Consider the following 22,292-nt stretch of genomic DNA (forward strand, 5'->3'; position numbering starts at 1 on the left):
CAGAGGTAGGCGGGCTGACGAAAGCGGCCTCTTTCGACGGCGCGGATCTCCGGGCGGCGTCGTCGTCAGGGGCGATGTTTCGCGTGAAACACTGTTTTTCGCCGCTTCGTCCGTCCGGCGCTGATACCTCACCCGGTCAACGATACGGACGCTGCCCCGATCACCCCCACCGACACCAACGCGAGCGCAGCCAGCGAGACCCAGCCGACCAATTGCGCTGCCTGCGGGGTTCTGGCCTTCAACCAACCCGGCAGGAACACCATGCCCAGGGTGGCCAGCGTGCCAGCGGCCAGACCACCGAGATGGCCCCACAGCGAGATACCGGGCAGCGAGAAGCTGATGAACACGTTGATACCGATCAGGATCAGCATGCTGTTCGCGTTCTGCCGCAGCCGGATCAGGATCACCGTGACCGCGCCGAAGGTGCCGTACACCGCGCCGGAAGCGCCCGCAGTCAGACTGTCCTGTGAAAACACCATCACCGCGGCGGAACCGCCGAGCAGCGAAACGAGGTAGACCGCCAGATACCGCGCCCGGCCGAGCACCAGCTCGATATCACGGCCCACCACATACAGTGCGAACATGTTCAGCAGCAGATGGATCGGCCCGTAGTGCAGGAAGCCGGACCCGAGGACACGAACCCAGTCGCCGGAAGCGACGGCGGGCGGATACATCACCCAGTCCAGAAACAGCGCCGAGCCCCGATAATTGTCCAGCAGATCGCGTGACTGTGCCGCGGTCGCGCCGAACACCAGTACGTTCACCGCTATCAGTGCATAGGTGACGTACGGAATCTTCACCCGGGGCGCGGCAGCCGCGGCCAACGTGCGCACCTGTGGAGCATTGCGCTGCCCGGCGCGCAGGCAGTCGACGCAGTGCTGGCCGACCGAGGCCGGGCGCAGGCATTCATGGCAGGCCGGCCTGCCGCAGCGGGTGCAGGACAAGCCGGTGGGACGATCAGGGTGGCGCATACAGACCGGCGCCGGTTGCTGAGGATTCATCGGCTCATACGTTCGGGCGCGGCGGCGCAGCTCGGTCGGCACGGAACAATCGAGGTCACGCGCACCATCGTGCCATGTTGCCCGGATGGCCGCCGTGAGCTGGGACTCTGCGCAAATCGCCTGGCTGTGTCAGAGTTGACGAATGACCTTGGGGCCCCTACATCTGTCCAGTCGTTCCCGTAACCGGCTCCTGGCCGCGGCCGCCGTCGCGGCCGCCGGTGGCGCGGCCTGGTTGGTGCGCGGCACACGTCCGAAACCGCCGGAGCCCGCCCCGACTCCCCCGCGGATCGGCTACTCCCGGGACGCGGCCGCGCCGGCCCCCGGAAGGGGAACCGGCGCGGAACACTGAGGGCGCGTTCGCTCAGCGGCTCACGGTCTTCTTGTACTGCCGCAGGGCCAGCGGGACGAACACCGCCAGGATCACGACCACCCAGATCAGGGTCGTCGCCACGGGATGCTGCATCGACCACGCATCGGATACCGGCGCGACCGGTGCGGTGTTGCCGAACAGTTCGCGTGTTGCCTGGGTCAGCGCAGAGACCGGGTTCCATTCCGCGAACAACCGGAGCACCGTGGGCAGCTCTTCGATCGGCACAAAGGTGTTCGCCAGGAAGGTCAGCGGGAAAATGACCATGAAGCTGGCATTGTTGAACACCTCAGGGGTGCGCACGATCAGCCCGACCGTGGCCATGATCCACGAGATCGCATAGGCGAACAGCAAAAGCAGCACATAGGCCAGCACCGCGTCCAGGAACGAACCGCGGATCCGCCAGCCGACAACCAAACCGGTCAGCGACATCACCACGAGGCTGACCACGTTGATCACGACATCGCTGACAGTGCGTCCGACCAGCACCGATGACGGCGCCATCGGCAGCGTCCTGAACCGGTCGATGATGCCTTTCTGCATATCCTCGGCCAGGCTGAGGCCGGTGAAGGTGGAGCCGAACACCACGGTCTGGGCGAAGATGCCTGCGATCAGGAATTCGCGGTATCCGCCTTCCAGTCCGGGCACCTTGATGGCGGTGCCGAAGATATAGGCGAACAGCAGCACGAACATGATCGGCGACAATGTGCTGAAGATCAGCACATCGGGTACCCGCTTGATCTTGATGACATTGCGCTTGGTGACGGTCAGGCTGTCGCTGATCACCATCGATGCGCGTTCGCCCAGCGAGGGGGCTTCGGCTGTGTCCACGACTGTTGCCGCCGCGGTCATCGGGCCTTTCCTTCCGTTGTTTCGAGCGGTTCCGCTCCGGTAACCGGGTCGGAGCCGTTGGTCGAGACGGTCTCGGTATCGACCGCTTCCTCCGTCTCGTGGCCGGTGAGCGTCAGGAACACATCGTCGAGCGAGGGGCGGCGCAAGCCGACATCGTGGATCTTGACCTGCCGTTCGGACAATCTGCCGATGGCGGTGACCAAGTCCTGCGAGCCATCGCCTACCGGGACGATGATCCGGCGCAGCGCCGGTTCCAGGTGGATTTCCCCGACGGCCAGCGGTGCCAGCGCCTCCTGCGCGGTACCGAGGTTGTCGGCGTGATCGACGGTCAGTTCGATCCGGTCACCGCCGATCATCGTTTTCAGCTCGTCGGCGGTGCCGCGGGCGATGACCTGGCCACGGTCGATCACCGCGATGGCGTCCGCCAAACGGTCGGCCTCCTCCATGTATTGGGTGGTCAGCAGCAACGTGGTGCCGCCAGCGACGAGTTCGTCGATGACATCCCACAGATCCAGCCGGGCCCGGGGGTCCAGGCCGGTGGTCGGCTCGTCCAGGAACAGCACCGGCGGATTGGCGACCAGCGCCCCCGCCAGGTCCAGCCGTCTGCGCATACCACCGGAGTAGCCCCTGACCGGGCGGTCGGCCGCGTCGGCGAGCCGGAATCGCTCCAGCAGTTCGCGGGCGCGTTCCTTACTGCGCCGTATTCCCATGTGGTAGAGGCGCCCCACCATTTCCAGATTCTCGAAACCGGTGAGATACTCGTCCACGGCCGCGTACTGCCCCGAAGCGCCGATTCGTGAGCGCAGCGCACGCGGGTTGCGCAGCACATCCACACCGGCGACGGTGGCGCGTCCCTCGTCGGGGACCAGCAAGGTGGTCAGAACCCGCACGGTGGTGGTCTTACCCGCGCCGTTCGGCCCGAGCAGGGCGGTGACCGTCCCCTCGGGGACGGTCAGGTCGAGCCCGTCGAGGGCGCGCAGCGAACCGTATCGTTTGACGAGACCCTCGGCGACGATTGCGTCGGGCATGTTTCTCCTGAAGTTTGTTATTTCTCGATGACGAGTTGTGCAGCGACCGAGAAGACTGGCCGCGGATCATGTGCGCTCAATCGGTCGTACGTCCGATGCAGCTGTCAGTATTGCCGGGACAACTGGCAATTTCATCTGTTTTTCTGGCCCCGGGCTACCTTCAGGCAACGAAAGGCCGCACCTCGTTCCGGAAGATGCTCGGGGGTTCCCGGATCGAGGTGCGACCGATGGGAATCATCTGGGATGCAGGGGTGTGCGGTCGCGCGTAGTCGGCTACTCGTTTCGTCGAGTACCGGTACTCGGGCACCAGGCCCGCGCTCCGCAAGGGGTCGCCCGCCACTGCGGCGGGGTGCCCGCTGAGCCGGTTTGCTTCCGTGCCGAAGTCCACACCGGCATAGTGACACCGGGGTCCGACACATTCGGCGCAAGCGATTCCGCCGCGACCTCGCGACACACTGGTGCAGGCTGTATTCCGGTGTGCTGTAAGGCGGAGAGCAGGCGGGCAGCGACTACCCGGTTGACACGACGGAAGTCGTAACAGCCTTGGGAAACACGCCGTCGGTAGCTGTATCTCCTTGTTCAGCAACCCTTTTGGCTACTACTCGGCCAACGATCCCCGCTCCCCGGCACCGGATACCGTGTTTGCCGCAATCGCACGCCAGGTACGCGATGTGAACCGCCCCAAAAAAAGTTGGAAACTCATAGTCCCGATGCACACACAATCGCGAATCTTCGCGTAGGATCGTTGGCGTCGGCCCCTCCCCCCCGGGCCGACCTTACGCGGGCCTCGGCTAACTCCCCCCCTTCGCCGAGGCCCGCTCTCATGTCCGGATGCTGTCGCGGGCCGCGAGCAACCCTGCGGCACTCATCCGCCGCCCACTGTCCGCCACGCCGCATCCGCCCGCTTGGCGCGCACCTTGCCCGCCACCCCCAGCAACGGGCGATCCCGCTCCCACCGTCGCCGGAGCACCGGGTCCACCTGCTCCCACCACGGTTCCAGTTCGCTGCTCAGCTGCTCCACCCCGGCGAAGATCCCGGTCAACGCGATATGCACCCCCGGGGAACGCGGGTCGTCGCCCTCGATTCCGCGCACCGCAGCCACCCGAGCCAGTAAACTCTCCAGCACCGATCGCGGCCAATCGGATGCCCGACCGACTCCGGTCAACCAGCCGAACACCGCCGCGAGCACATGGATGTCCTCGATCGTGCGAAAGGGTTTCAGGTAATCCAGGTAGCCGTCCCCGGACAGCGGGTCGCCCGGTGCTCGAACGAACGTGATCTCCGCATGCGGCACCTCCGGCGCAAAGGGAGTCTCGGGCAACGCGCTCACCGACACTCCCTCCGAATCTGGCCGCACCAGTACCGCGCGCAATCTGTTGCGACCGTCCGCCTGTGCTCCCGTTCCCGCAATGACGAGTAATCGGTCCGCCGATGTGCCCAGGGTCGCGAACGTCTTCCTACCGTCGACCAGCCACCCGCCGTCGTGCTCGGTCAGTGTCGTACCGATCGCTGCGGGATGAGCTCCGCCGGACTCGGTCGCGCATACCGAAACCAGCTCACCCGCCGGCAGACCGGGCACCAGCGCACGTACCGCTTCCTGATATCCGGATAGGAACGCGTAGCCGAGACGGTCGGCGGCGAATCCGCCCGCGGTCGCCGCGTCGACGGTATTCGCGAATCGGGCGCGAGCGATCCGATGCCGGGCCCATGCATCGTTGATATCGATGGGGGGAGCTGCGTGTGGGGAAGCGGAGAGCAGATGGTCCAGTACACATTCCACCCTCGCAACGTATCCGCCGATGCCGGTCGCCGAGGCGCCAATGCGGTAACGCCTACCGGAAACACGACGCGCAATAGTGAGATGCTTCGAGTATCATCTTCTCATCTTGTCTATATCGCCGATCAAGGAAGATCAGCATGACCGCATCCCTCGAGGGCAGCAACGCCACCGACACCACCGGCACACCCACCCTTCCGCCCCGCCGCCCGTTCGGTCCCGGCAGCCGGACCTGGGAAGAGACCGGCCTGATCACTTTCTCGCTCACCGCGGGCGCGGCGTTCCTGCTGCAGACGATGGAGCCGACCATCTCCGCCGTGGTCGACGAGTACTCCACCTTCCGCACCGATCCGATCGGTCGCGCGGTGCGCAGTATCTCCGCGGTAATGATGTGGACCTACGGTGGCGAGGAGGCACTCACCGAAACCGAGCGGCTGCGCAAAATGCACGCAGGTCTCAACACCACCGACGCAAGCGGCGTCGAGCACAAGGCGTTGTCCAGCGGTCCGTGGGCCTGGGTGCTGCACACAGGGACCTTCGCCTTCAGTGAGAACGCCAAGTACTTCTCCCGCCGCCCGCTCACCGCGGCACAAAAGGAGGAGTACTACAGGGAAACGCTGCAGTTGATGCGTAACTTCAGGGTGCCACCCAAGGAACTGCCTCCGACCTACGCCGAGTTCGAGAAATTCTTCGCCGATCAGGTGGAAAACCATCTGCAGGCCACCCCCACGGCCCGCGACTATCTGAAGGTGATCCGGACCATCGCCCCGCCCACAGGGATGCCGCGCGTACTGTCTCCGCTGTGGCGGCTGGCCGCCGAACCGTTCGGCCGAATGCAATACTTCGTCACCGTCGGCACCACCCCCGAGGCCGCCCGACGCAAACTCGGGCTGGCCTGGAGCGAATCCGACGAACGTAAACTGCGCGCGCTCGGCTGGGTGTTGGCCCGGCTGGTCCCGTTGCTACCGGAACGGCTGCGCTACTTCCCCATCGCCTATGAAGCCCGGCGCCTGGAACGGGATAAAGCCAAGCTGCGCAAGGCGATCGATATGCGGCCGATCTGACGGAAAACCCACCAGCCCCACTGACGTGGCCGCCGAACCCAGTCGGCGGCCACGTCCGCTTACCCGGAATCAGGGCCGCACACTGAGCGCCTCAGCACCCCTGGCGCGGACCGTACTGGTGAAGTCGACGGGCTGTCCGGCGACCAAGGTCTTGTACCCGGTGGTGTCGATACTGGTGTACTCGACGAACACCTGGTCGGTGCCGTCGTCGGGCTGGATATAGCCGAACCCTTTCTCCGCATCGAACCACGCCACGGTTCCATGCCGCCACGACGCAGGCTCCCGCGACGAACGGGGCCGTGGATACGGGTCGGGCCTGCGCCGAACGGACATGTCAGCCGCCGTCACGCCGCAGCGCTGGGCCGGGGCCGGTCGTGCATGATGTGATCCCACCATTCGTTCAACGGGCTCGGGTCGGGCCAGATGACCGGCGCTTCACCCGGGCGGTCTTCGATCTGCTGGAAGTTCTTTTCGGTTGCACTCTTGTGTATCGCCATTTCGGAAGCGGGCATAACTCGACGTCTCCCCAACTCACTCCATACACTTGGTCGGCAGATAATCTGCACCACAGGATACAGATTTCATTTATCATCTGCCATCGCGCAACGCAACCACCTACAATCAGCAAACCTGGTCCCGTTGACATCCGATCAACAGAGAAGTAGCGAGGAGTGAATGGATCAGCAGCGCGGCTCCGGGCAGCATCTGCCTGCGCCCGACCAGGCGGTTTATGGTATTTCAGTGGCCGCGGGCCTGGCCGGTATCGGGGTGCAGACCCTGCGGCTGTACGAACGTCACGGACTGCTCACCCCCGCCCGTAGCGACGGCGGCACTCGCCGCTACAGCGGAAACGATTTGGCCCGGCTGGAGCGGATCACCGCCCTGGTCGCCGCAGGCGTGAATCTGGCCGGTATCGGCCGCATCCTCGACCTGGAAGACGCTAACGCCGACCTGCACGCCGACAACAACCGGCTACGCAACGACAACGCGAACCTGCGCGAAAAGCCGTAGCCGTACCTTTTCGCCGCCGCCTTCGAGACCTGGCAGCGCGCGAATGGTTGCAGCTGATCTTCCCTGCCACACTGTGGCTATGGGTTTGGCAGCACATCTGGAGAAACTGGGCCGCCCGTTGGTCGAGGCACAGCTCACGCACCCCACGGTGGCAGGGATCGCCGACGGTACTCTGCCGGAAGCGGTCTTCCGGTCCTGGCTGGAGCAGGACTACCTGTATCTGCTCGACTATGTGCGGGTGTTCAGCAGGCTGGCCTGGCAGGCTCCCGCTGACCATCTGGGCGATCTGGTCGACCTCGCGCATGCCACCTATCACGAGGAACTGTCGCTGCACCGCGGCCTGGCTGCCGAGTTCGGGGCCGATCTCGACGGGGCGACCAAGGGCCCGGCCTGTGTGGCGTACACGTCTTTTCTGCTGGATTCGGCCGCGGATTACGCCGAGGGATTGGTGGCGCTCTACCCGTGCATGTGGGGATATTCGACGCTCGGTGGCATCCTCGCCCAGAACCCGCCGGCTGATCCCCGGTATCGCCGATGGGTCGACACCTATGCCGATCCTGATTTCGCCGCACTCGCCCGCCGCTGCGCCCAGATGATCGACGAAACCACCCTCGACTCGGAGCGTGCTGAAGAACTGTTTCGTGCGGCCATGGCCCACGAACACGCCTTCTGGGATGTGCCGGTGCGCTCGGCCTCTCCCCAGGCAAACCTGGGGAGCATGCCCTGACCTGCGTTCTTTGTGGAGCCTAGGGGAATCGAACCCCTAACCCCTGCCTTGCAAAGGCAGTGCTCTGCCAATTGAGCTAAGGCCCCGTGCCGGAACACGATTGCGTGATCGCGTTGCGCGAGCGGAACAGTACCGGTTCGGTGAGCACAGCGTCAAATAACGGTATCTGGCGCTCGCCCGTGCCCGGCCACCGGTCCGAGCGCCCGCGAAGGGGTGAACCGGCAGCCGAGGCACCGGTTGTCAGCGCGTGGTGACCTCGTGCCAGAGGTCTGCGTCATTGCGCTGACGCAGCTTGTTGATGCCGACGAGAACTGCAACCACAACACCGATGGTCAGAAGAATTTTCATACTCCCCACCCTAGTGCGCTGGACCACAAGCCAGAACTCAGTCTGCCGACGAGCAAAGCACCGACATGTTGTGGGGTGACCGCCCGCCAGCCGCCGACGCCCGGGCTTGTCGGCGGCGGGAATATACGTATGCTGTGCGGGCCGTTCGAGAACGGGTGTCTCTTGATCGGAAACACTTGGGGAGATACCAGGCCGGGCTCTGACGAATCGAGCGCGGTTTGTGATGAGAATCAGGGATTCAGTGGGTGGGCCTAGGAGGACTTGAACCTCCGACCTCTTCGTTATCAGCGAAGCGCTCTAACCGCCTGAGCTATAGGCCCGTGTGCCAGCGTCAATTGTCAACCGCTGCCGATCAGAGAGATTACCTTACGCGGTTGCCGAAGACCAAAACGGCCGGTACCAGCTCCGGAGCGAGCGATACCGGCCGTATCGGCACAGGCTAGTCCGGGTCGGCCAGGGTGACCTGGATGCCGCCGACCATATCGCAGCACTGGTTGTAGATGAACGTGCCGACCGTGGCCAACGCGGTGAACAGCACCACATTGATCAAACCGATCACGCCGGCGTAGCCGAACACCGCCCCGGCATCGACCAGGCCTGCCGAACCGCTGTCCTGAGAGACCATTTCCGTGAAGGTGGTGTTCAGCCGCTCCCAGACGCCCATACCCTCGAGCACGAGATAGAGCAGACCGACCGCGAGCATCCACACAAAGAACATGGCGACGCTGATCACCAGGGTGATCTTCAATGTCGACCACGGATCGATGCGGCGCACCTGGACGGTCGCCCGCAGCGGCTCGCCGCTGGCGCTGGCCTGTGCCACCGCAACCGGTACCGCGGGCGATACCGGCCCCTGCGGTCCTGGCCCCTGCGTCTCCTGGGGCAGCGGATGCCGGATCTCGGACAGATCGGGCATATCCTTGACCAGTTCCGGACGCGCGATGCTGCGGGTCGGGCCGTCGAGGCCGACCGACTTCACCATGGCCGCCTCTTTACGCGCCGCCTTCGCCGCCAGATCGGCGGTGGTGCGGGCGTTGGTGAGACCACCGCCCAGGCCGACCGAATTCGACTGCGGACGTGCCCCGGACACCGGCGTGTGACCGGGCCGCTGCAGATTGGACTGCGGTTCCCGTTGCGGCAGCTGCGACCAGCCCTCCTGATACCTGGACTGGCCGCCACCGTTCCCGTTGGATCCACCCTGGGGCGCGCCGGCGTTCATCCGGGCGGTCGTCTGATCGGCGGGAGTCCGGCCGTCGCCCGCGGGCTGTCCCGGCCCTGACTCCGGCCCTGACTCCGGCCCTGGGTGCGGCCGATCTCCGCCCATCGACTGCTGCCCGCCGCCGTTCCCCCCGGTCCGGCCGCCGCCCGGGCCCGGCTCGGGGGCGGAGATACCGGCGGGATCCGAACCCTGGCCCTGGGGGGCTTCGGGCGCGCCGCCGGACGGGTTACCGCCGGGCTGCCCGTCTCGGGACGGCTCGTTCTCCGCACTGCCGCCCGGTTGCTGGATCGGCCGCGGCGGAATCGGTGACGGTGCAATCCTTTCGGTGACGCCGTTCGTCTGCTGCCGCTCGTCGTTCGGCTGATTCGGAGTGGTCAATGGGAATCCTCGGATCCGTTCGTTGCCGCCGCTATGTAACTACTGAACTACTGCTCGGAAGAACCGCTGACGCCGTCGATCTGTTCGGGCTCGTCGGCATTGCGCGCGATCGCAAGCAAGGTATCGCCCTCGGCGAGGTTCATCAATCGCACGCCCTTGGTTTGCCTGCCCGCCTTGCGAACCTGCCGCGCCGCCGTGCGGATGACGCCACCGCTGGAAGTGATCGCGTACAACTCGTCGTCGTCGTCGACGATGAGCGCGCCGACCAGCGTGCCACGTCGCGTGTCGTACTGAATAGTCAAGACGCCTTTGCCGCCGCGGCCCTGAGCCGTGTACTCCTCGATCGCGGTCCGCTTTGCGTACCCGCCTGAGGTCGCGACCAGCAGATAGGTGCCAGCACGAACGACGTTGAGCGACAACAGCTCGTCCTCGGCATTGAACCGCATACCCTGTACACCCGAGGTGGCACGGCCCATCGGGCGCAGCGCTTCGTCGGTCGCCGAGAAACGGATCGACTGCCCCTGTGCCGATACCAGCAGTAGATCGTCATCGGCCGAGCACAGCACCGCACCGACCAGTTCGTCGTTATCACGCAGGTTCACCGCGACGATGCCGCCGCTGCGGTTGGAATCGAAATCCGACAGCCGCGACTTCTTCACGAGACCATTCTTGGTGGCGAGCACCAGATATGGGGCGTCTTCGTAGGATTTGATCCGAATGATCTGGGCGATCTTCTCGTCCGGCTGGAAGGCCAGCAGGTTCGCCACATGCTGACCGCGCGCCGTCCGGTTGGCTTCGGGCAGCTCGTAGGCCTTGGCCCGGTACACCCGGCCCTTGTTGGTGAAGAACAGCAGCCAGTCGTGGGTCGAGGTGACGAAGAAGTGCTTGACGATATCGTCCTGCTTGAGACCAGCGCCCTGTACGCCCTTACCGCCGCGTTTCTGGCTGCGGTACAGGTCGGTTTTGGTGCGCTTGGCGTAGCCGGTCTCGGTGATGGTGACGACTACGTCCTCACGGGCGATCAGATCCTCGTCGGCCACATCGCCGTCGGCAGCGACGATCTGGGTGCGCCGGTCGTCGCCGTACTTCTCGACGATCTCGGCCAGTTCGTCGCGCACGATGGCACGCTGGCGTTCCGGCTTGTCCAGGATGTCCTTCAGATCGGCGATCTCGGCCTCCAGCTTGGCCAGTTCGTCGACGATCTTCTGCCGTTCCAGCGCCGACAGCCTGCGCAGCTGCATATCCAGGATCGCGGTGGCCTGGATTTCGTCGATATCCAGCAGCTCCATCAGGCCGGTGCGCGCGGTTTCGGTGTTGGCCGAGCGCCGGATCAGCGCGATGACCTCGTCGAGCGCGTCCAGCGCCTTGACAAGACCACGCAGGATATGGGCCCGTTCCTCGGCCTTGCGCAGCAGGTAGCGGGTGCGCCGGATGATGACGTCGAGCTGATGGTTCACATACAGCCGGATCATCTGGTCCAGCCGCAGCGTACGTGGCACACCGTCGACGATCGACAGCATGTTCGCGCCGAAGCTGGTCTGCAGCTGGGTGTGCTTGTACAGGTTGTTCAGCACGACCTTGGCGACGGCGTCACGTTTGACGGTGACGACGATACGCAGACCGACCCGGTCGGAGGATTCGTCGTGGATATCCGAGACACCGGCGATCCGGCCGTCCTTGACCTGTTCGGCGATCGCGTTGATGAAGTTGTCGGTGTTGACCTGATAGGGCAGCTCGGTGATGACGATGGTGGTACGCCCACGGGCGTCCTCCTCGATCTCCACTACACCGCGCATCTTGATGGAGCCGCGACCGGTGGTGTAGGCATCGTGGATACCCTGAGTGCCGACGATCAGGCCCGATGTCGGGAAGTCGGGTCCCTTGATCCGCTCCATGCAGGCGGCGAGGGTGGCTTCCTCGGCCGCTTCGTGATTGTCCAGCGCCCAGTAGACCGCTTCGGCCAGCTCGGTGAGGTTGTGCGGCGGGATGTTGGTGGCCATACCGACCGCAATGCCGTTGCTGCCGTTCATCAGCAGATGCGGCACCCGGCTGGGCAGGACAACCGGTTCCTGGGTCTTACCGTCGTAGTTGGGGATGAAATCGACCGTTTCGTGGTCGATTTCGCGCAGCATCTCCATTGCCAGCGGCGTGAGCCTGCACTCGGTGTAACGCATGGCGGCCGCACCGTCGTTGCCCCGGCTGCCGAAGTTGCCCTGACCGTCAACCAGCGGATACCGCATGGTCCATGGCTGCGCGAGACGCACCAGCGTGTCGTAGATGGCCGTGTCGCCGTGCGGGTGGTAGTTGCCCATGGTCTCGGACACCGGGCGGGCCGACTTCACATAGCTGCGGTCGGGCCGGTGGCCGTTGTCGTACATCGCGTACAGAATCCGGCGATGCACCGGTTTGAGGCCGTCGCGAACTTCGGGCAGCGCGCGGCCCACGATCACGCTCATCGCGTAATCGATGTAGCTGCTCTGCATTTCCTGGTTGATATCGACCGGTTCGATCCGGTCGCCCGCGCCGTCCGGCGGCAGGGTGATGTCGGTCATGGGGTCTCCTTACCCGGGAGGAAGTTCAGCGGCCCGACCGCGCGGGGGCGGGCCTGCGCGATCGGGGGCACCGGCCTGAAGCTAGGCGTATCTGCGCCTTCGCTGTCGGCCATGCGCGCGATTACACGTCGAGGAAGCGGACATCCTTGGCGTTTCGGGTGATGAAGCTGCGGCGCGCTTCCACGTCCTCACCCATCAGGACGCTGAACAGCTCGTCCGCGGCAGCCGCATCGTCGAGCGTCACTTGACGAAGCACGCGCACCGCCGGGTCCATCGTGGTCTCCCACAGCTCCTTCGGGTTCATCTCACCGAGACCCTTGTAGCGCTGGATACCGTCGTCCTTGTTGATCTTCTTGCCTGCCGCAAGGCCCGCCTCGAGCAGTCCGTCGCGCTCGCGGTCGGAGTAGGCGAACTCCGGTTCGCTGCGCTGCCACTTGAGCTTGTACAGCGGCGGTTGTGCCAGGAAAACGTGGCCCTGTTCGACCAGCGGGCGCATGAACCGGAACAGCAGGGTCAACAGCAGCGTGGAGATGTGCTGACCGTCGACGTCGGCATCGGCCATCAGCACGATCTTGTGATAGCGCAGCTTGTTGATATCGAACTCGTCGTGGATACCGGTGCCGAACGCGGTGATGATCGCCTGGACCTCGTTGTTCTTGAGGACCTTGTCGATTCGAGCCTTCTCGACATTGATGATCTTGCCGCGCAACGGCAGGATCGCCTGGTACATCGAATCGCGTCCGGATTTGGCCGAGCCGCCTGCGGAGTCGCCCTCGACGATGTAGATCTCGGACTTGCTCGGGTCCTTGGACCGGCAGTCGGCCAGCTTGCCGGGCAGACCACCCAGATCGGTGGCGCTCTTGCGGCGCACCAGCTCGCGCGCCTTACGTGCGGCGACCCGAGCCTGCGCCGAGGACACCGCCTTGTTCACGATGGTCTTCGCATCGGCCGGGTTGGCCTCGAACCAGTGCGTCAGATGCTCGTTGCAGGTGCGCTGCACGAACGACTTCACCTCGGTGTTACCGAGTTTGGTCTTGGTCTGGCCCTCGAACTGCGGTTCGCTCACCTTCACGCTGACGATCGCGGTGAGACCTTCGCGGATATCGTCGCCGGTGAGGTTGCCGTCCTTTTCCTTGAGCAGCCTCTTGTCCTTGGCGTACCGATTGACGACCGTGGTCAGCGCCGCGCGGAAGCCCTCTTCGTGAGTGCCGCCCTCATGGGTGTTGATGGTGTTGGCGAAGGTGTGCACCGATTCGGAGTAGCTGGAGTTCCACTGCATGGCGACCTCGAGCTCATGCCCGGTGCCCTTACCGGTGAACCCGACAACGGAGTTGTGGATCGGCGTTTTTGTCCGGTTGATATGGCGAACGAAGTCTTCCAACCCCCCGGGGTAGTAGTAGGTGCGGGTTTTCACCTTCGGCTCGGCCTGCGGTTCGCCGTCCTCGGCGTGCTTGGGTGCTTCGGCGATCTCGCTGACCACCTCGTCGGTGACCTCGGCCTCGCTGACCCGCTCGTCGGTCAGCACGATGGTCAGTCCCTTGTTCAGGAACGCCATCTCCTGCAGTCGACGGGAAACGGTCTCGAAATTGTAGGCGGTGGTCTCGAAGATCTCCGGATCGGCCCAGAACCGGATCGTGGTGCCGGTCCTTGTAGTCGGCTCGCCCTTGACCAGTTTGCCGGGACTGGAGTCCTTGTAGGTCTGACTCCAGTGGTAGCCATCGCGGTCGATCTCGGCTTCCAGCCGCGTGGACAACGCGTTGACCACGGAGATACCGACCCCGTGCAGACCGCCGGAAACCGCGTAGGAGTCCGAGTCGAATTTGCCGCCCGCATGCAGCTGGGTCATGACGACTTCGATGGTCGGGATGCCTTGGGCGTGCATTCCCACCGGGATACCGCGGCCGTCGTCGACCACCTCGACCCCGCCGTCGGCAAGGAGAGTGACCTCGACCCGGGTGGCGTATCCGGCCATCGCCTCGTCGACGGAGTTGTCCACAACCTCCTGGATCAGGTGGTGCAGACCGCGCTCGCCGGTAGAGCCGATGTACATGCCCGGGCGTTTGCGAACCGCCTCGAGCCCTTCCAGGACGGTAATGGAGGAGGCACCGTAGTCCTGATTGGCCGATGTCGCCTTGTTCGAGCCCGATGCGTTGGAGTCTTTGGCAGCCACTGGTCGGTAGCTCTCCTTACTTGCTGATCCCCGGCGCGGCGAACGGACAGCACGCGTGAGCCCGGACCATGAGGCGCTCGAGGTTTCCTGGCTACTCGAGATTCGCGGTCCACGCGCGGGCTGTGCACAACGCGCCGAAGGTATCGCCGCTAGTTACGTCACCATCTTACTTGCCCGCCCAACTTACAGCGCACCTACGACACCCCTGGCGGCTTCCAGAAGGGGAGAAATCGGATCGGCACGGGTCGGATCCGCCTCGCGGCGGTTTCAGCCCATCTGTGATGACGTGAGAGATCCGTTGCGCGCCGCCGCGTCCCGAACCTGTCAGCGCGCGCCCGGACCACGCCCCGCGTCGACCCGATCGGCGAACTCGGCGGTGAACCGAGCCAGATCGGCCGCATGGGAGAACGGCGACCAATGCCGGGCCGCGATCTCGCGACGAGTGAGGTCACGCACCCAACGATCCGCCTCCGCGTAGACCAGCGGCCGCACCGCACGATCTCCGGTGGACACGATCAGCTGCACCGGAACCTCGATCGGCCGCGGCCGGGGACGACGCATCCGGGGGCGGATATTAGCGCGATACAGCGCCAACCCATTGATCATATCGTCACGCAGCGTCGGCGCTGTACGCACCAGGGCGGGATCCAGACCGTCGAAGAAGGCCAGGAAGTCCGGCCACCGCCGCGCCAGCGCGTTAAGCGCCGGGTTCGGCAGGCCGGGGACCTGGAAGGCAAACGTATACGCCGAGGCCACACCCTGGGTGATGGTGTTCCGCAGCCGCTCCCAGGAGACCGGCCCGCGCAGGTATGCACCGAGGAAGTCGAGGTTCGGCCCGGAAACCGAGGTGTAGGAGGCGAGCACCGATTCGGCGTCCAGCGCGGCGGCCAGCTCCCAGCCAAGCACCGCACCCCAGTCATGGCCGAGCATATGTACACGCTGCCCCGGCGCGACAGCAGCTGCGACCGCCCGGACATCGGCAGCGAGTTCTTCGATGCGGTAGGCGGCGATGTCGCCGGGAACCGTGCTCGCGCCGGCGCCACGGTTGTCGAAGGCGATCACCCGATAGCGATCGGCCAGCAGACCGGCCACCCCACCCCAGAGCAGGTGGGTATCCGGCCACCCGTGCACCAGCAGGATGGGCACACCGGAAGGATTACCGCATTCGAAGACTGCGAGTTCGACACCACCCCGGCGGACGGTGGTACTCGGTTCGATAGGGAACGGATCAGCGATCATCGGTCAACCCTCTCGGTCGGCAAGCCGGAGCCGTTCCACGTGAAACCCCTGCTCCAGTGAACGGATGCGCGCTTCGACCGCGGCGAGCGTTCCTATGCGGCCGCCACGATGCGAACTCGTCCAGTCAATGTAACACCGAGTATCAGATAACTGCTATAGGGACGCGCCGAGACGACGGGCTGTCGCCGCACCTGGAACCGGCAGGACATCACCCCAGCAACATTCCCACAATGTCCTCGGTATCGACCTCCGCAACAGCACATTTGTCAGCCGCGAACCCGTGGCGAACCCAGCCACACGGGGAGCCGCAGGAAAGGAACTGCGTCGCGCCTGGCTCGAACACCGCAGCAGCTTGCGCTACCCATAGGTGTCCCGAGGGCCGCGGCCCTTGATATGCCGGTCACCCTTACGCCAACTGGGCGCGGCCGGGCCGGAGATGCGCAGCGAGGTCACCACACCGTTGCCTACCGCGGCATTGATCTTGGCCAGGATCTGTTTCTGCAGCATGCGCAGCTGAGTGGCCCATGCCGTGGATTCGGCGGCGATGCTGAGCACCCCGTCCTCCAGCTTGACCGGGGTAGCGTGCGCAGCGATGTCCTCGCCGACGACGCCCGCCCACCGGCCGAAAACCATCCCCTCGGCGACCTTGGTGGACCAGCCCCGGCTACGGGCGATCGAACCGGCCAGCGTGGACAGCAGCTGGGGATCACGGTCGTCGGGGCGGGCACCGGACCAACCGCTGCGGCGCCGGGCCCGACCGGTACGCAGGGAGCGACGGGGCGACGAGCGTCCCTGGCCGACGGATTTGCCACTGGCCCGCGCCGCGGCACGGGCTTCTTCCAGCGCCCGCCGGGCCAGGTCGACCCCGCGCAACGGCGGCTCCGTCCCTGGATCCGGCTGCTCCGTCATCGCTGCACTCCACTCACCTGTTCGACTTATCCCCAGTTCTGGGCGGTTTTTCCCCAGGCTGTGAGCTCACGCCGACCACCCGGCGACGCGGGCTACGCAACCGCATCCCTCCTCGGGGTAATCTCCCATACCCCCAGGTCATAGCGCTTTTTGGAGGAAGAGACTCGAACGCGGCGACTCACCTAGTACGATGCGGCGCGGCGGAACCGGTGACCAGGCAAGACAAGTTATCCACAGGCTGTTGACAACTTTCACCAGCGCGCACCAGGCCCGCCCGTGCCGACGCGATGGCTCACTTTACGTTATCCGGCGCTCGCCGCAACCATCCGCGATACCCGGTGTTCGGCGGGACCCACAGTGCTCACCGACATGGTCGCTCCGGTCAGCTCGGCAGGCACGTCCTCGGGCACCGCGGCCGTGATCAGAACCTGCTCGGCATCGGCGGCCACCCGTGCCAGCGCCTGCCTGCGGCGGCGATCGAGTTCGGCGAACACGTCATCGAGCAGCAGCACCGGTTCGGCGGCGGTGGCGCGCAGCAGCTCGAATGCGCCGAGGCGCAGCGCGAGCGCGAACGACCATGATTCGCCGTGGCTGGCGAACCCCTTCGCAGGCGCGGCACCGAGTAACAGATCCAGTTCGTCGCGGTGCGGGCCGACCAGGCAGACCCCGCGCTCCAGCTCCTTCGGCCTGGCCGCGGCCAGCTCACGCAACACGATGGCTTCGAGCGCCTCGACATCGTCCGGGCGTGGTTCACGGGTGGGCTCGAGGAACTCGGTGGGCAGCGTCGAGCTGCGGTATCCGATTGCAGCCGGGCGCGATTCCGGCGCGATCGCGGCGTATGCCTGGGCAAGATAGGGGTGTAGGTCGTGCACCAGCCGCAGCCGCTCGGCCAGCAGCACCGCGGCATGGCAGGCCAAATGGCCGTCCCAAACGTCGAGGGTGCTCAGATCCGCTGTCGATTTAGCGTGGCGCCCCGCGGTTTTCAACAGCGCCGAACGCTGCCGCAGTACGCGTTCGTAATCGCTGCGGACCGCGGCCAGCCGCGGCAGCCGGGCTGTGCACAGCTCGTCGAGGAAGCGTCTGCGCTCCCCTGGGTCGCCGCGGACCAGTGCCAGATCCTCCGGGGCGAACAGGACGGTGTGCAGGATCCCGAGAATCTCCCGCGGCCTACGCACTGGCGAACGGTTGATCTGGGCGCGGTTGGCCGCGTTCCGGTTCAGTTCCACGTCCACCCGAAGTTCCCGGCCGGTGTTCACCACTACGGCACCGATTCTCGCTCGTTCGGCTCCCATCCGGATCAGTGGCGCATCCGCAGCTACCCGGTGCGAACCGAGACCGGACAGGTAACCGGCCGCTTCCAGCAGGTTCGTCTTTCCGTTACCATTCGCCCCCAGGAAAACGGTTGCCCCTGTGGATAACTCGATATCGGCATGCTCCCAGGATCGGAAGTCTCGCAAGGTCAGCGCCCTGATATGCATCCGTCAGACCATTCCACAGGTTGTCACAGAGTTATCCACAGCTGTGGACAACTTACTGTGGCCCGCAGCAGTTTCCGTGGTTGCGCACAACCACGCAGGCGGAAATGTCACCGAACGAGCAGACACGACAACATATCTCGAACGGATCAGCAACGACGCCGTTACCGCGGCGGGTGTCGCACGCATCACCCACGCCGTGCTCAGCCCGGCAGCCGGACCGGCATCAACAGGTAGACGTAGGGGCTCTCCAGGGCCGCGTAGGCGCCGGAATCGAGCACCTGCGGATCCTCCTCGCCTGCAGGCAGCAGCACCGCAGGCCGACTCGACGTGGTGAAACCGAACGTGACCCGATCGGAGTGCAGCGCCGAAAGACCGTCGGTCAGGTAGCCGGGGTTGAACGCGATGGTCAACGGTTCGCCGCGGAAATCCGCCGACAGCCATTCCTCGGCGCGGCCTGCGTCGTCACCGCCCGCCGACAGCAGCAGGCCCTCCCCGGAGAACTCCAGCCGCACCTGCGCGCCGCGCTCGGCGACCAGGGCAACACGTTTGATCGCGTCGCTGAGCGCCGACACCTCCAGGGTCGCTATCGACGTGTGTTCTTTCGGTAGCAGTTGGCGGAACTTGGGGAATTCCGCGTCGAGCAGCCGGGTGGTGGTCCGCCTGCCCCCGTTGACGATACCGAGCAGGCCATCCGCACCCGAACCAGTCCCGAGTGACAACTGGACCGGCGCATCCGACGGTCCGAGGGTTTTGGCCGCTTCGGACAGGGTGCGGGCAGGGATCAGCACGGCGGTCTCGATATCGGTGCGTGTGGGCTGCCATTCGATATGCCGCACCGCCAGCCGGAACCGGTCGGTTGCGGCGAGCACCACCTGCGGCCCCGCGATCTCGACCCGGATACCGGTGAGCATCGGCAGGGTGTCGTCCCGGCCCGCTGCGACCGCGACCTGACTCACCGCCCCGGCGAACACCTCGACGTTGAGCTCACCGCTCTGCTGCGGCACCTCGGGAAGCTGGGGATAGTCCTCGACCGGCATGGTGGGCAGGGAGAACTTCGCACTGCCGCAGCTGATCAACACGCGGGTACCGTCGACCGACACATCCACAGGCTTGTTCGACAGTGCTTTGGTGATATCGGCGAGCAGCCGCCCGGAAACCAGCACCTGGCCCGGGCCCGCGACCTCCGCCGCGACACGCATCTGCGCCGATACCTCGTAGTCGAAACCGGAGACGGTCAGCCCGTCCTCGTCTGCGACCAGCAGAACCCCGCCCAGGACTGGAACCGGCGGACGCGACGGCAGACTGCGCGCGACCCACGCGACCGATTCCGCGAAATCCTCCCGGGCGACCCGAAACTTCATGCTCGCAAGCTCCATCGCCCGACTGTCCTCTCCCGTTCCGTGTTCTGTGCGGCCGGATTCTGCTGGATAAGCCGTCTGGGAAGTGTGGCACAGACGACCGACACCAAACGGTACCGCGTGCGTGGCCGGTCCTCGGCCCGACCCTCCGATCCACGCGTGGTACTCCGCGGTTACGGACACGGTATCGGCTCATGTCCTCCCACACCGCTCGGCGGGGCCGCCGGACCAGGTTCCATGCCCGCTCCTTGCCCGGATCGGTCGCGGTCCGGGTCGTGAGCTTCGCCGAGAACTTCTCCACAACGCCTGTTTTTTACAGAGATCTATTAGAAGAAGAACTGAAGTAGTAGTAGGGGCTGTGGAAACTGTGGATTTCGCCCATACCTGCAGTTCGTACGGCGTGGCGGCGTGTGGATGACCTGGGGATGACTCGAGGATGAACTGTGGACAGCTGTGGAGAACCAAAAGTTGTTCAACATCCATCCTCGAGTTGTCCTCGAGTTGATCCACAGTTTTGGCCGGGTTGTGCACACTGTGCATCAATCGGTGGACAACCTGTGGATTCCTCGAGGAATCCACAGGAATTCCTCGAGGAATCCACAGGCTGTTTCCGACGACACAGCAGGTCAGGACCTGTGGAGAAGTTGGCCTGTGGAAACTGTGGATAGATCGGCTGTGGATGGATGTGGGACAGACCGATCGCAGGGGTGTGGACAAACCGGTGGACAACCTGTGGATAACTTGTGGATACCCTGGGGAATCCATCACTCCTGGATACAGATATCCCCAGGCCAGGACCGTGTTCCTGCCTGGGGATGAATCAGTGGGAGCGTTGTTTGATCCGGGCTGTGAGTTCTTGCACCTGGTCGTAGACTCGGCGGCGCTCGGTCATCTCCTTGCGGACCTTCTTCTCCGCGTACATCACCGTGGTGTGGTCGCGCCCGAACGCCTGGCCGATCTTCGGCAGCGATAGATCGGTGAGCTCACGGCACAGATACATCGCGATCTGCCTGGCCTGCGCCAGCGGCCTGGCCTTACCGGGGCCGGTGAGGTCCTCCATATTGGTGTTGAAGTACTCAGCGGTGACCGCCATGATCGTCGCAGCCGTGATCTCCAAGGCGGCCGTCTCGGGCATCAGATCCCGCAACACGACCTCGGCCAGGGACTGATCCAGCGGCTGGCCGTTGAGCGAGGCGAAGGCGGTGACCCGGATGAGCGCGCCCTCCAGCTCGCGGATATTGCGTTCCACCCGGCTCGCGATCAGCTCGAGCACATCGTGCGGAACATCGAGCCGGTCCATCCGCGCTTTCTTGCGCAGAATGGCGATCCGGGTCTCTAGCTCCGGTGGCTGCACATCGGTGATCAGCCCCCACTCGAAGCGGGTGCGCAGCCGCTCCTCCAGGGTGGCCAGCTGTTTGGGCGGCCGGTCCGAGGACACCACGATCTGCTTGTTCGCGTTGTGCAAGGTGTTGAAGGTGTGGAAGAACTCCTCCTGGATGCCTTCCTTGCCCTCGATGAACTGGATGTCGTCGACCAACAAGATGTCGGTCTCCCGGTAGCGGCGCTTGAAGGCCACCTTGCGGTCGTCGCGCAGACTGTTGATGAAGTCGTTGGTGAATTCCTCGGTCGACACGTACTTGACCCGCATTCCGGGGAACAGCCGCTGGGCGTAGTGGCCCGCCGCATGCAGCAGGTGCGTTTTGCCCAGACCGGAGGCGCCCCAGACGAACAGCGGGTTGTATGCCCGCGCGGGTGCCTCGGCGATCGCCACCGCAGCGGCGTGTGCGAACCGGTTGGAGGCGCCGATCACGAACGTTTCGAAGGTGTATTTGGCGTTCAGGCTCGCCGATGGGGTGGCAGGGGCGGTGTTTTCCTGCGATTTGCTGAAATAGGTCGGCCAAGAGTCGCGGACGTTGACGACCGCTTCCTCGCCCGGATTCTCCCGAGTTCCCAACTCCGCACCGGGTTCGCGGACCGATTCACGCAGAGAGTCGCGCACCGGATCGTGCCCGCTCGACAACATGGTCGTCTCCGTATCGTCCGCAGCAGGCTGTTCCCGGACTGCATCGACGGGACCGTGCAGCGGGAGCGGTTCAGGCGCAAACAACGACTCCTGTGCAGCCGCCTGATCGCGCCGGGGCGGCAGACCGGGCTCATGACGCGCGCCGGCGAGCGGGTGGGTTGCCTGCCTGAGCGGTGCCGGGCCGTCGCTCCCCGGACCCGGATACTCCCCGTAACCGGCAGGCCCGTACTCACCCGATGGGCTGTACTCCCGGTCGCCCGGATATTCCTGCTCGGACGAATAGCGGGTCTCGCGCGGGAACTCGCCGGGCTGCGCATCCGCGGACCCGGGGTAGTCTCGGGCGGGCGTGTACTCGGTCTCGGAGTATTCGGTGGGCCGGCCGGGGCCTTGATCGCCGGGGCGTTCCGGTCTGCTGGTCAGCCTGGCGTGCCGAGGCGCGCCGCCAGCGCGTTCGGGGGTCGGCGGGGTCGGCGCGGCAATCCGCACGCCGAGCCCTTCGACCTGCGGACCCAGCCTGCGGCCGAGTGAACGCAGAATGGGCTCGCGAAGATCGCGTTCGATCGCTTCCTGGGCCAGCGAGGAGGGGACCGAGAGCAACGCGAAGCCCTGCGCCACCGTGAGCGGTTTCACCAATTTCAGCCACGCCTGCTGAGCTCTGGTCACCGGCACGATGGACCCGTCGGCCGAGCCGGTGGTCAGCTCGGCGACCACCTCGGGCCATACGGTGGCCAACACGTTCTGCTCGTCATCCATGCAGTAGTCCTCCCCGGGAGTGGTCGATGGGAGCAGAC

20 protein-coding genes and 2 tRNA genes are annotated in these 22,292 nt (G+C 65.1%); 4 read left to right on the forward strand and 18 right to left on the reverse strand.

Annotated elements, in window-relative coordinates:
* Positions 1 to 128 precede the first annotated feature (128 nt).
* A complete protein-coding gene (locus tag B0T44_RS13065) occupies positions 129 to 1,001 on the reverse strand; it encodes a rhomboid family intramembrane serine protease (protein WP_077116222.1) in 873 nt (290 codons plus the stop codon).
* Between the two features lie 142 nt (positions 1,002 to 1,143).
* Between B0T44_RS13065 and B0T44_RS13070 the strand changes: the two genes are divergently transcribed.
* Positions 1,144 to 1,350, forward strand: coding sequence for a hypothetical protein (locus B0T44_RS13070; RefSeq protein ID WP_077116091.1), 207 nt, complete (start codon positions 1,144 to 1,146; stop codon positions 1,348 to 1,350).
* A 12-nt stretch (positions 1,351 to 1,362) separates the two neighbouring features.
* Here B0T44_RS13070 and B0T44_RS13075 read toward each other — a convergent pair whose 3' ends face one another.
* The 4 genes from B0T44_RS13075 to B0T44_RS13090 all read right to left on the reverse strand — a co-directional run bounded on the left by B0T44_RS13075 (position 1,363) and on the right by B0T44_RS13090 (position 5,028).
* On the reverse strand, positions 1,363 to 2,157 hold the full coding sequence (locus tag B0T44_RS13075; RefSeq protein WP_077116221.1) for an ABC transporter permease: 795 nt from the start codon (positions 2,155 to 2,157) through the stop codon (positions 1,363 to 1,365).
* A 59-nt stretch (positions 2,158 to 2,216) separates the two neighbouring features.
* Entirely contained in the window at positions 2,217 to 3,248 is a 1,032-nt protein-coding gene (locus B0T44_RS13080; protein ID WP_077116090.1) for an ATP-binding cassette domain-containing protein, read from the reverse strand.
* A gap of 160 nt (positions 3,249 to 3,408) precedes the next feature.
* A complete protein-coding gene (locus B0T44_RS13085) occupies positions 3,409 to 3,636 on the reverse strand; it encodes a hypothetical protein (protein WP_077116089.1) in 228 nt (75 codons plus the stop codon).
* 477 nt (positions 3,637 to 4,113) lie between these two features.
* Positions 4,114 to 5,028 carry an acyl-CoA dehydrogenase family protein gene (locus tag B0T44_RS13090; RefSeq protein WP_077116088.1) on the reverse strand — a complete coding sequence of 305 codons (915 nt, stop codon included), beginning with the start codon at positions 5,026 to 5,028 and terminating at the stop codon, positions 4,114 to 4,116.
* A 137-nt stretch (positions 5,029 to 5,165) separates the two neighbouring features.
* On the opposite strand from B0T44_RS13090, the gene B0T44_RS13095 reads away from it, so the two are divergent.
* Positions 5,166 to 6,089, forward strand: coding sequence for an oxygenase MpaB family protein (locus tag B0T44_RS13095; protein ID WP_077116087.1), 924 nt, complete (start codon positions 5,166 to 5,168; stop codon positions 6,087 to 6,089).
* Between the two features lie 69 nt (positions 6,090 to 6,158).
* Here B0T44_RS13095 and B0T44_RS13100 read toward each other — a convergent pair whose 3' ends face one another.
* Together B0T44_RS13100 and B0T44_RS27155 are read right to left on the reverse strand one after the other, a co-directional pair.
* Entirely contained in the window at positions 6,159 to 6,344 is a 186-nt protein-coding gene (locus tag B0T44_RS13100; protein ID WP_077116086.1) for a cold-shock protein, read from the reverse strand.
* A gap of 89 nt (positions 6,345 to 6,433) precedes the next feature.
* Positions 6,434 to 6,601: a hypothetical protein gene (locus tag B0T44_RS27155; RefSeq protein WP_175647978.1), complete on the reverse strand. Its 168-nt coding sequence runs from the start codon at positions 6,599 to 6,601 to the stop codon at positions 6,434 to 6,436.
* Positions 6,602 to 6,764: 163 nt separating this feature from the next.
* On the opposite strand from B0T44_RS27155, the gene B0T44_RS13105 reads away from it, so the two are divergent.
* A complete protein-coding gene (locus B0T44_RS13105; protein WP_077116085.1) occupies positions 6,765 to 7,100 on the forward strand; it encodes a MerR family transcriptional regulator in 336 nt (111 codons plus the stop codon).
* A 79-nt stretch (positions 7,101 to 7,179) separates the two neighbouring features.
* Positions 7,180 to 7,827: a TenA family protein gene (locus B0T44_RS13110; protein WP_077116084.1), complete on the forward strand. Its 648-nt coding sequence runs from the start codon at positions 7,180 to 7,182 to the stop codon at positions 7,825 to 7,827.
* Positions 7,828 to 7,840: 13 nt separating this feature from the next.
* Here B0T44_RS13110 and B0T44_RS13115 read toward each other — a convergent pair.
* The 11 genes from B0T44_RS13115 to dnaA form a co-directional block, all read right to left on the reverse strand.
* Positions 7,841 to 7,913: transfer RNA gene (locus tag B0T44_RS13115), tRNA-Ala, on the reverse strand.
* A 154-nt stretch (positions 7,914 to 8,067) separates the two neighbouring features.
* Positions 8,068 to 8,175 (reverse strand): DLW-39 family protein, encoded by a 108-nt coding sequence (locus tag B0T44_RS27570; protein ID WP_217697468.1) that lies wholly within the window; start codon positions 8,173 to 8,175, stop codon positions 8,068 to 8,070.
* 246 nt (positions 8,176 to 8,421) lie between these two features.
* Positions 8,422 to 8,495, reverse strand: a tRNA-Ile gene (locus B0T44_RS13120).
* A gap of 119 nt (positions 8,496 to 8,614) precedes the next feature.
* A complete protein-coding gene (locus B0T44_RS13125) occupies positions 8,615 to 9,772 on the reverse strand; it encodes a DUF3566 domain-containing protein (protein ID WP_077116083.1) in 1,158 nt (385 codons plus the stop codon).
* 47 nt (positions 9,773 to 9,819) lie between these two features.
* The gene (gyrA, locus tag B0T44_RS13130; RefSeq protein ID WP_077116082.1) at positions 9,820 to 12,324 is read right to left on the reverse strand and encodes a DNA gyrase subunit A; all 2,505 of its coding nucleotides are present in this window, start codon (positions 12,322 to 12,324) and stop codon (positions 9,820 to 9,822) included.
* A 121-nt stretch (positions 12,325 to 12,445) separates the two neighbouring features.
* On the reverse strand, positions 12,446 to 14,494 hold the full coding sequence (gene gyrB / locus B0T44_RS13135; protein WP_077116081.1) for a DNA topoisomerase (ATP-hydrolyzing) subunit B: 2,049 nt from the start codon (positions 14,492 to 14,494) through the stop codon (positions 12,446 to 12,448).
* A gap of 324 nt (positions 14,495 to 14,818) precedes the next feature.
* Positions 14,819 to 15,733 carry an alpha/beta fold hydrolase gene (locus tag B0T44_RS13140; RefSeq protein ID WP_077116080.1) on the reverse strand — a complete coding sequence of 305 codons (915 nt, stop codon included), beginning with the start codon at positions 15,731 to 15,733 and terminating at the stop codon, positions 14,819 to 14,821.
* Between the two features lie 357 nt (positions 15,734 to 16,090).
* Entirely contained in the window at positions 16,091 to 16,642 is a 552-nt protein-coding gene (locus B0T44_RS13145) for a DUF721 family protein (protein WP_077116079.1), read from the reverse strand.
* Positions 16,643 to 16,944: 302 nt separating this feature from the next.
* Positions 16,945 to 18,120 carry a DNA replication/repair protein RecF gene (gene recF / locus B0T44_RS13150; RefSeq protein WP_077116078.1) on the reverse strand — a complete coding sequence of 392 codons (1,176 nt, stop codon included), beginning with the start codon at positions 18,118 to 18,120 and terminating at the stop codon, positions 16,945 to 16,947.
* Between the two features lie 200 nt (positions 18,121 to 18,320).
* Positions 18,321 to 19,496, reverse strand: a complete 1,176-nt coding sequence (dnaN, locus tag B0T44_RS13155) for a DNA polymerase III subunit beta (RefSeq protein WP_077116077.1) — start codon at positions 19,494 to 19,496, stop codon at positions 18,321 to 18,323.
* A gap of 802 nt (positions 19,497 to 20,298) precedes the next feature.
* Entirely contained in the window at positions 20,299 to 22,254 is a 1,956-nt protein-coding gene (dnaA, locus tag B0T44_RS13160; RefSeq protein WP_077116076.1) for a chromosomal replication initiator protein DnaA, read from the reverse strand.
* Positions 22,255 to 22,292: the final 38 nt, after the last annotated feature.

The organism is Nocardia donostiensis (genome assembly GCF_002081715.1).
GTDB lineage: Bacteria > Actinomycetota > Actinomycetes > Mycobacteriales > Mycobacteriaceae > Nocardia > Nocardia donostiensis.

What these genes read in the sequence shown, in the direction of transcription:
- B0T44_RS27155 (WP_175647978.1), bottom strand. Translation starts at nt 6,601, where the DNA reads ATGCCCGCTTCCGAAATGGCGATACACAAGAGTGCAACCGAAAAGAAC.
- B0T44_RS13065 (WP_077116222.1), bottom strand. Translation starts at nt 1,001, where the DNA reads ATGAATCCTCAGCAACCGGCGCCGGTCTGTATGCGCCACCCTGATCGT.
- B0T44_RS13110 (WP_077116084.1), top strand. Translation starts at nt 7,180, where the DNA reads ATGGGTTTGGCAGCACATCTGGAGAAACTGGGCCGCCCGTTGGTCGAG.
- B0T44_RS13095 (WP_077116087.1), top strand. Translation starts at nt 5,166, where the DNA reads ATGACCGCATCCCTCGAGGGCAGCAACGCCACCGACACCACCGGCACA.
- B0T44_RS13075 (WP_077116221.1), bottom strand. Translation starts at nt 2,157, where the DNA reads ATGGTGATCAGCGACAGCCTGACCGTCACCAAGCGCAATGTCATCAAG.
- B0T44_RS27570 (WP_217697468.1), bottom strand. Translation starts at nt 8,175, where the DNA reads ATGAAAATTCTTCTGACCATCGGTGTTGTGGTTGCAGTTCTCGTCGGC.
- recF (WP_077116078.1), bottom strand. Translation starts at nt 18,120, where the DNA reads ATGCATATCAGGGCGCTGACCTTGCGAGACTTCCGATCCTGGGAGCAT.
- B0T44_RS13145 (WP_077116079.1), bottom strand. Translation starts at nt 16,642, where the DNA reads ATGACGGAGCAGCCGGATCCAGGGACGGAGCCGCCGTTGCGCGGGGTC.
- gyrA (WP_077116082.1), bottom strand. Translation starts at nt 12,324, where the DNA reads ATGACCGACATCACCCTGCCGCCGGACGGCGCGGGCGACCGGATCGAA.
- B0T44_RS13080 (WP_077116090.1), bottom strand. Translation starts at nt 3,248, where the DNA reads ATGCCCGACGCAATCGTCGCCGAGGGTCTCGTCAAACGATACGGTTCG.
- dnaA (WP_077116076.1), bottom strand. Translation starts at nt 22,254, where the DNA reads ATGGATGACGAGCAGAACGTGTTGGCCACCGTATGGCCCGAGGTGGTC.
- dnaN (WP_077116077.1), bottom strand. Translation starts at nt 19,496, where the DNA reads ATGGAGCTTGCGAGCATGAAGTTTCGGGTCGCCCGGGAGGATTTCGCG.
- B0T44_RS13140 (WP_077116080.1), bottom strand. Translation starts at nt 15,733, where the DNA reads ATGATCGCTGATCCGTTCCCTATCGAACCGAGTACCACCGTCCGCCGG.
- B0T44_RS13105 (WP_077116085.1), top strand. Translation starts at nt 6,765, where the DNA reads ATGGATCAGCAGCGCGGCTCCGGGCAGCATCTGCCTGCGCCCGACCAG.
- B0T44_RS13070 (WP_077116091.1), top strand. Translation starts at nt 1,144, where the DNA reads ATGACCTTGGGGCCCCTACATCTGTCCAGTCGTTCCCGTAACCGGCTC.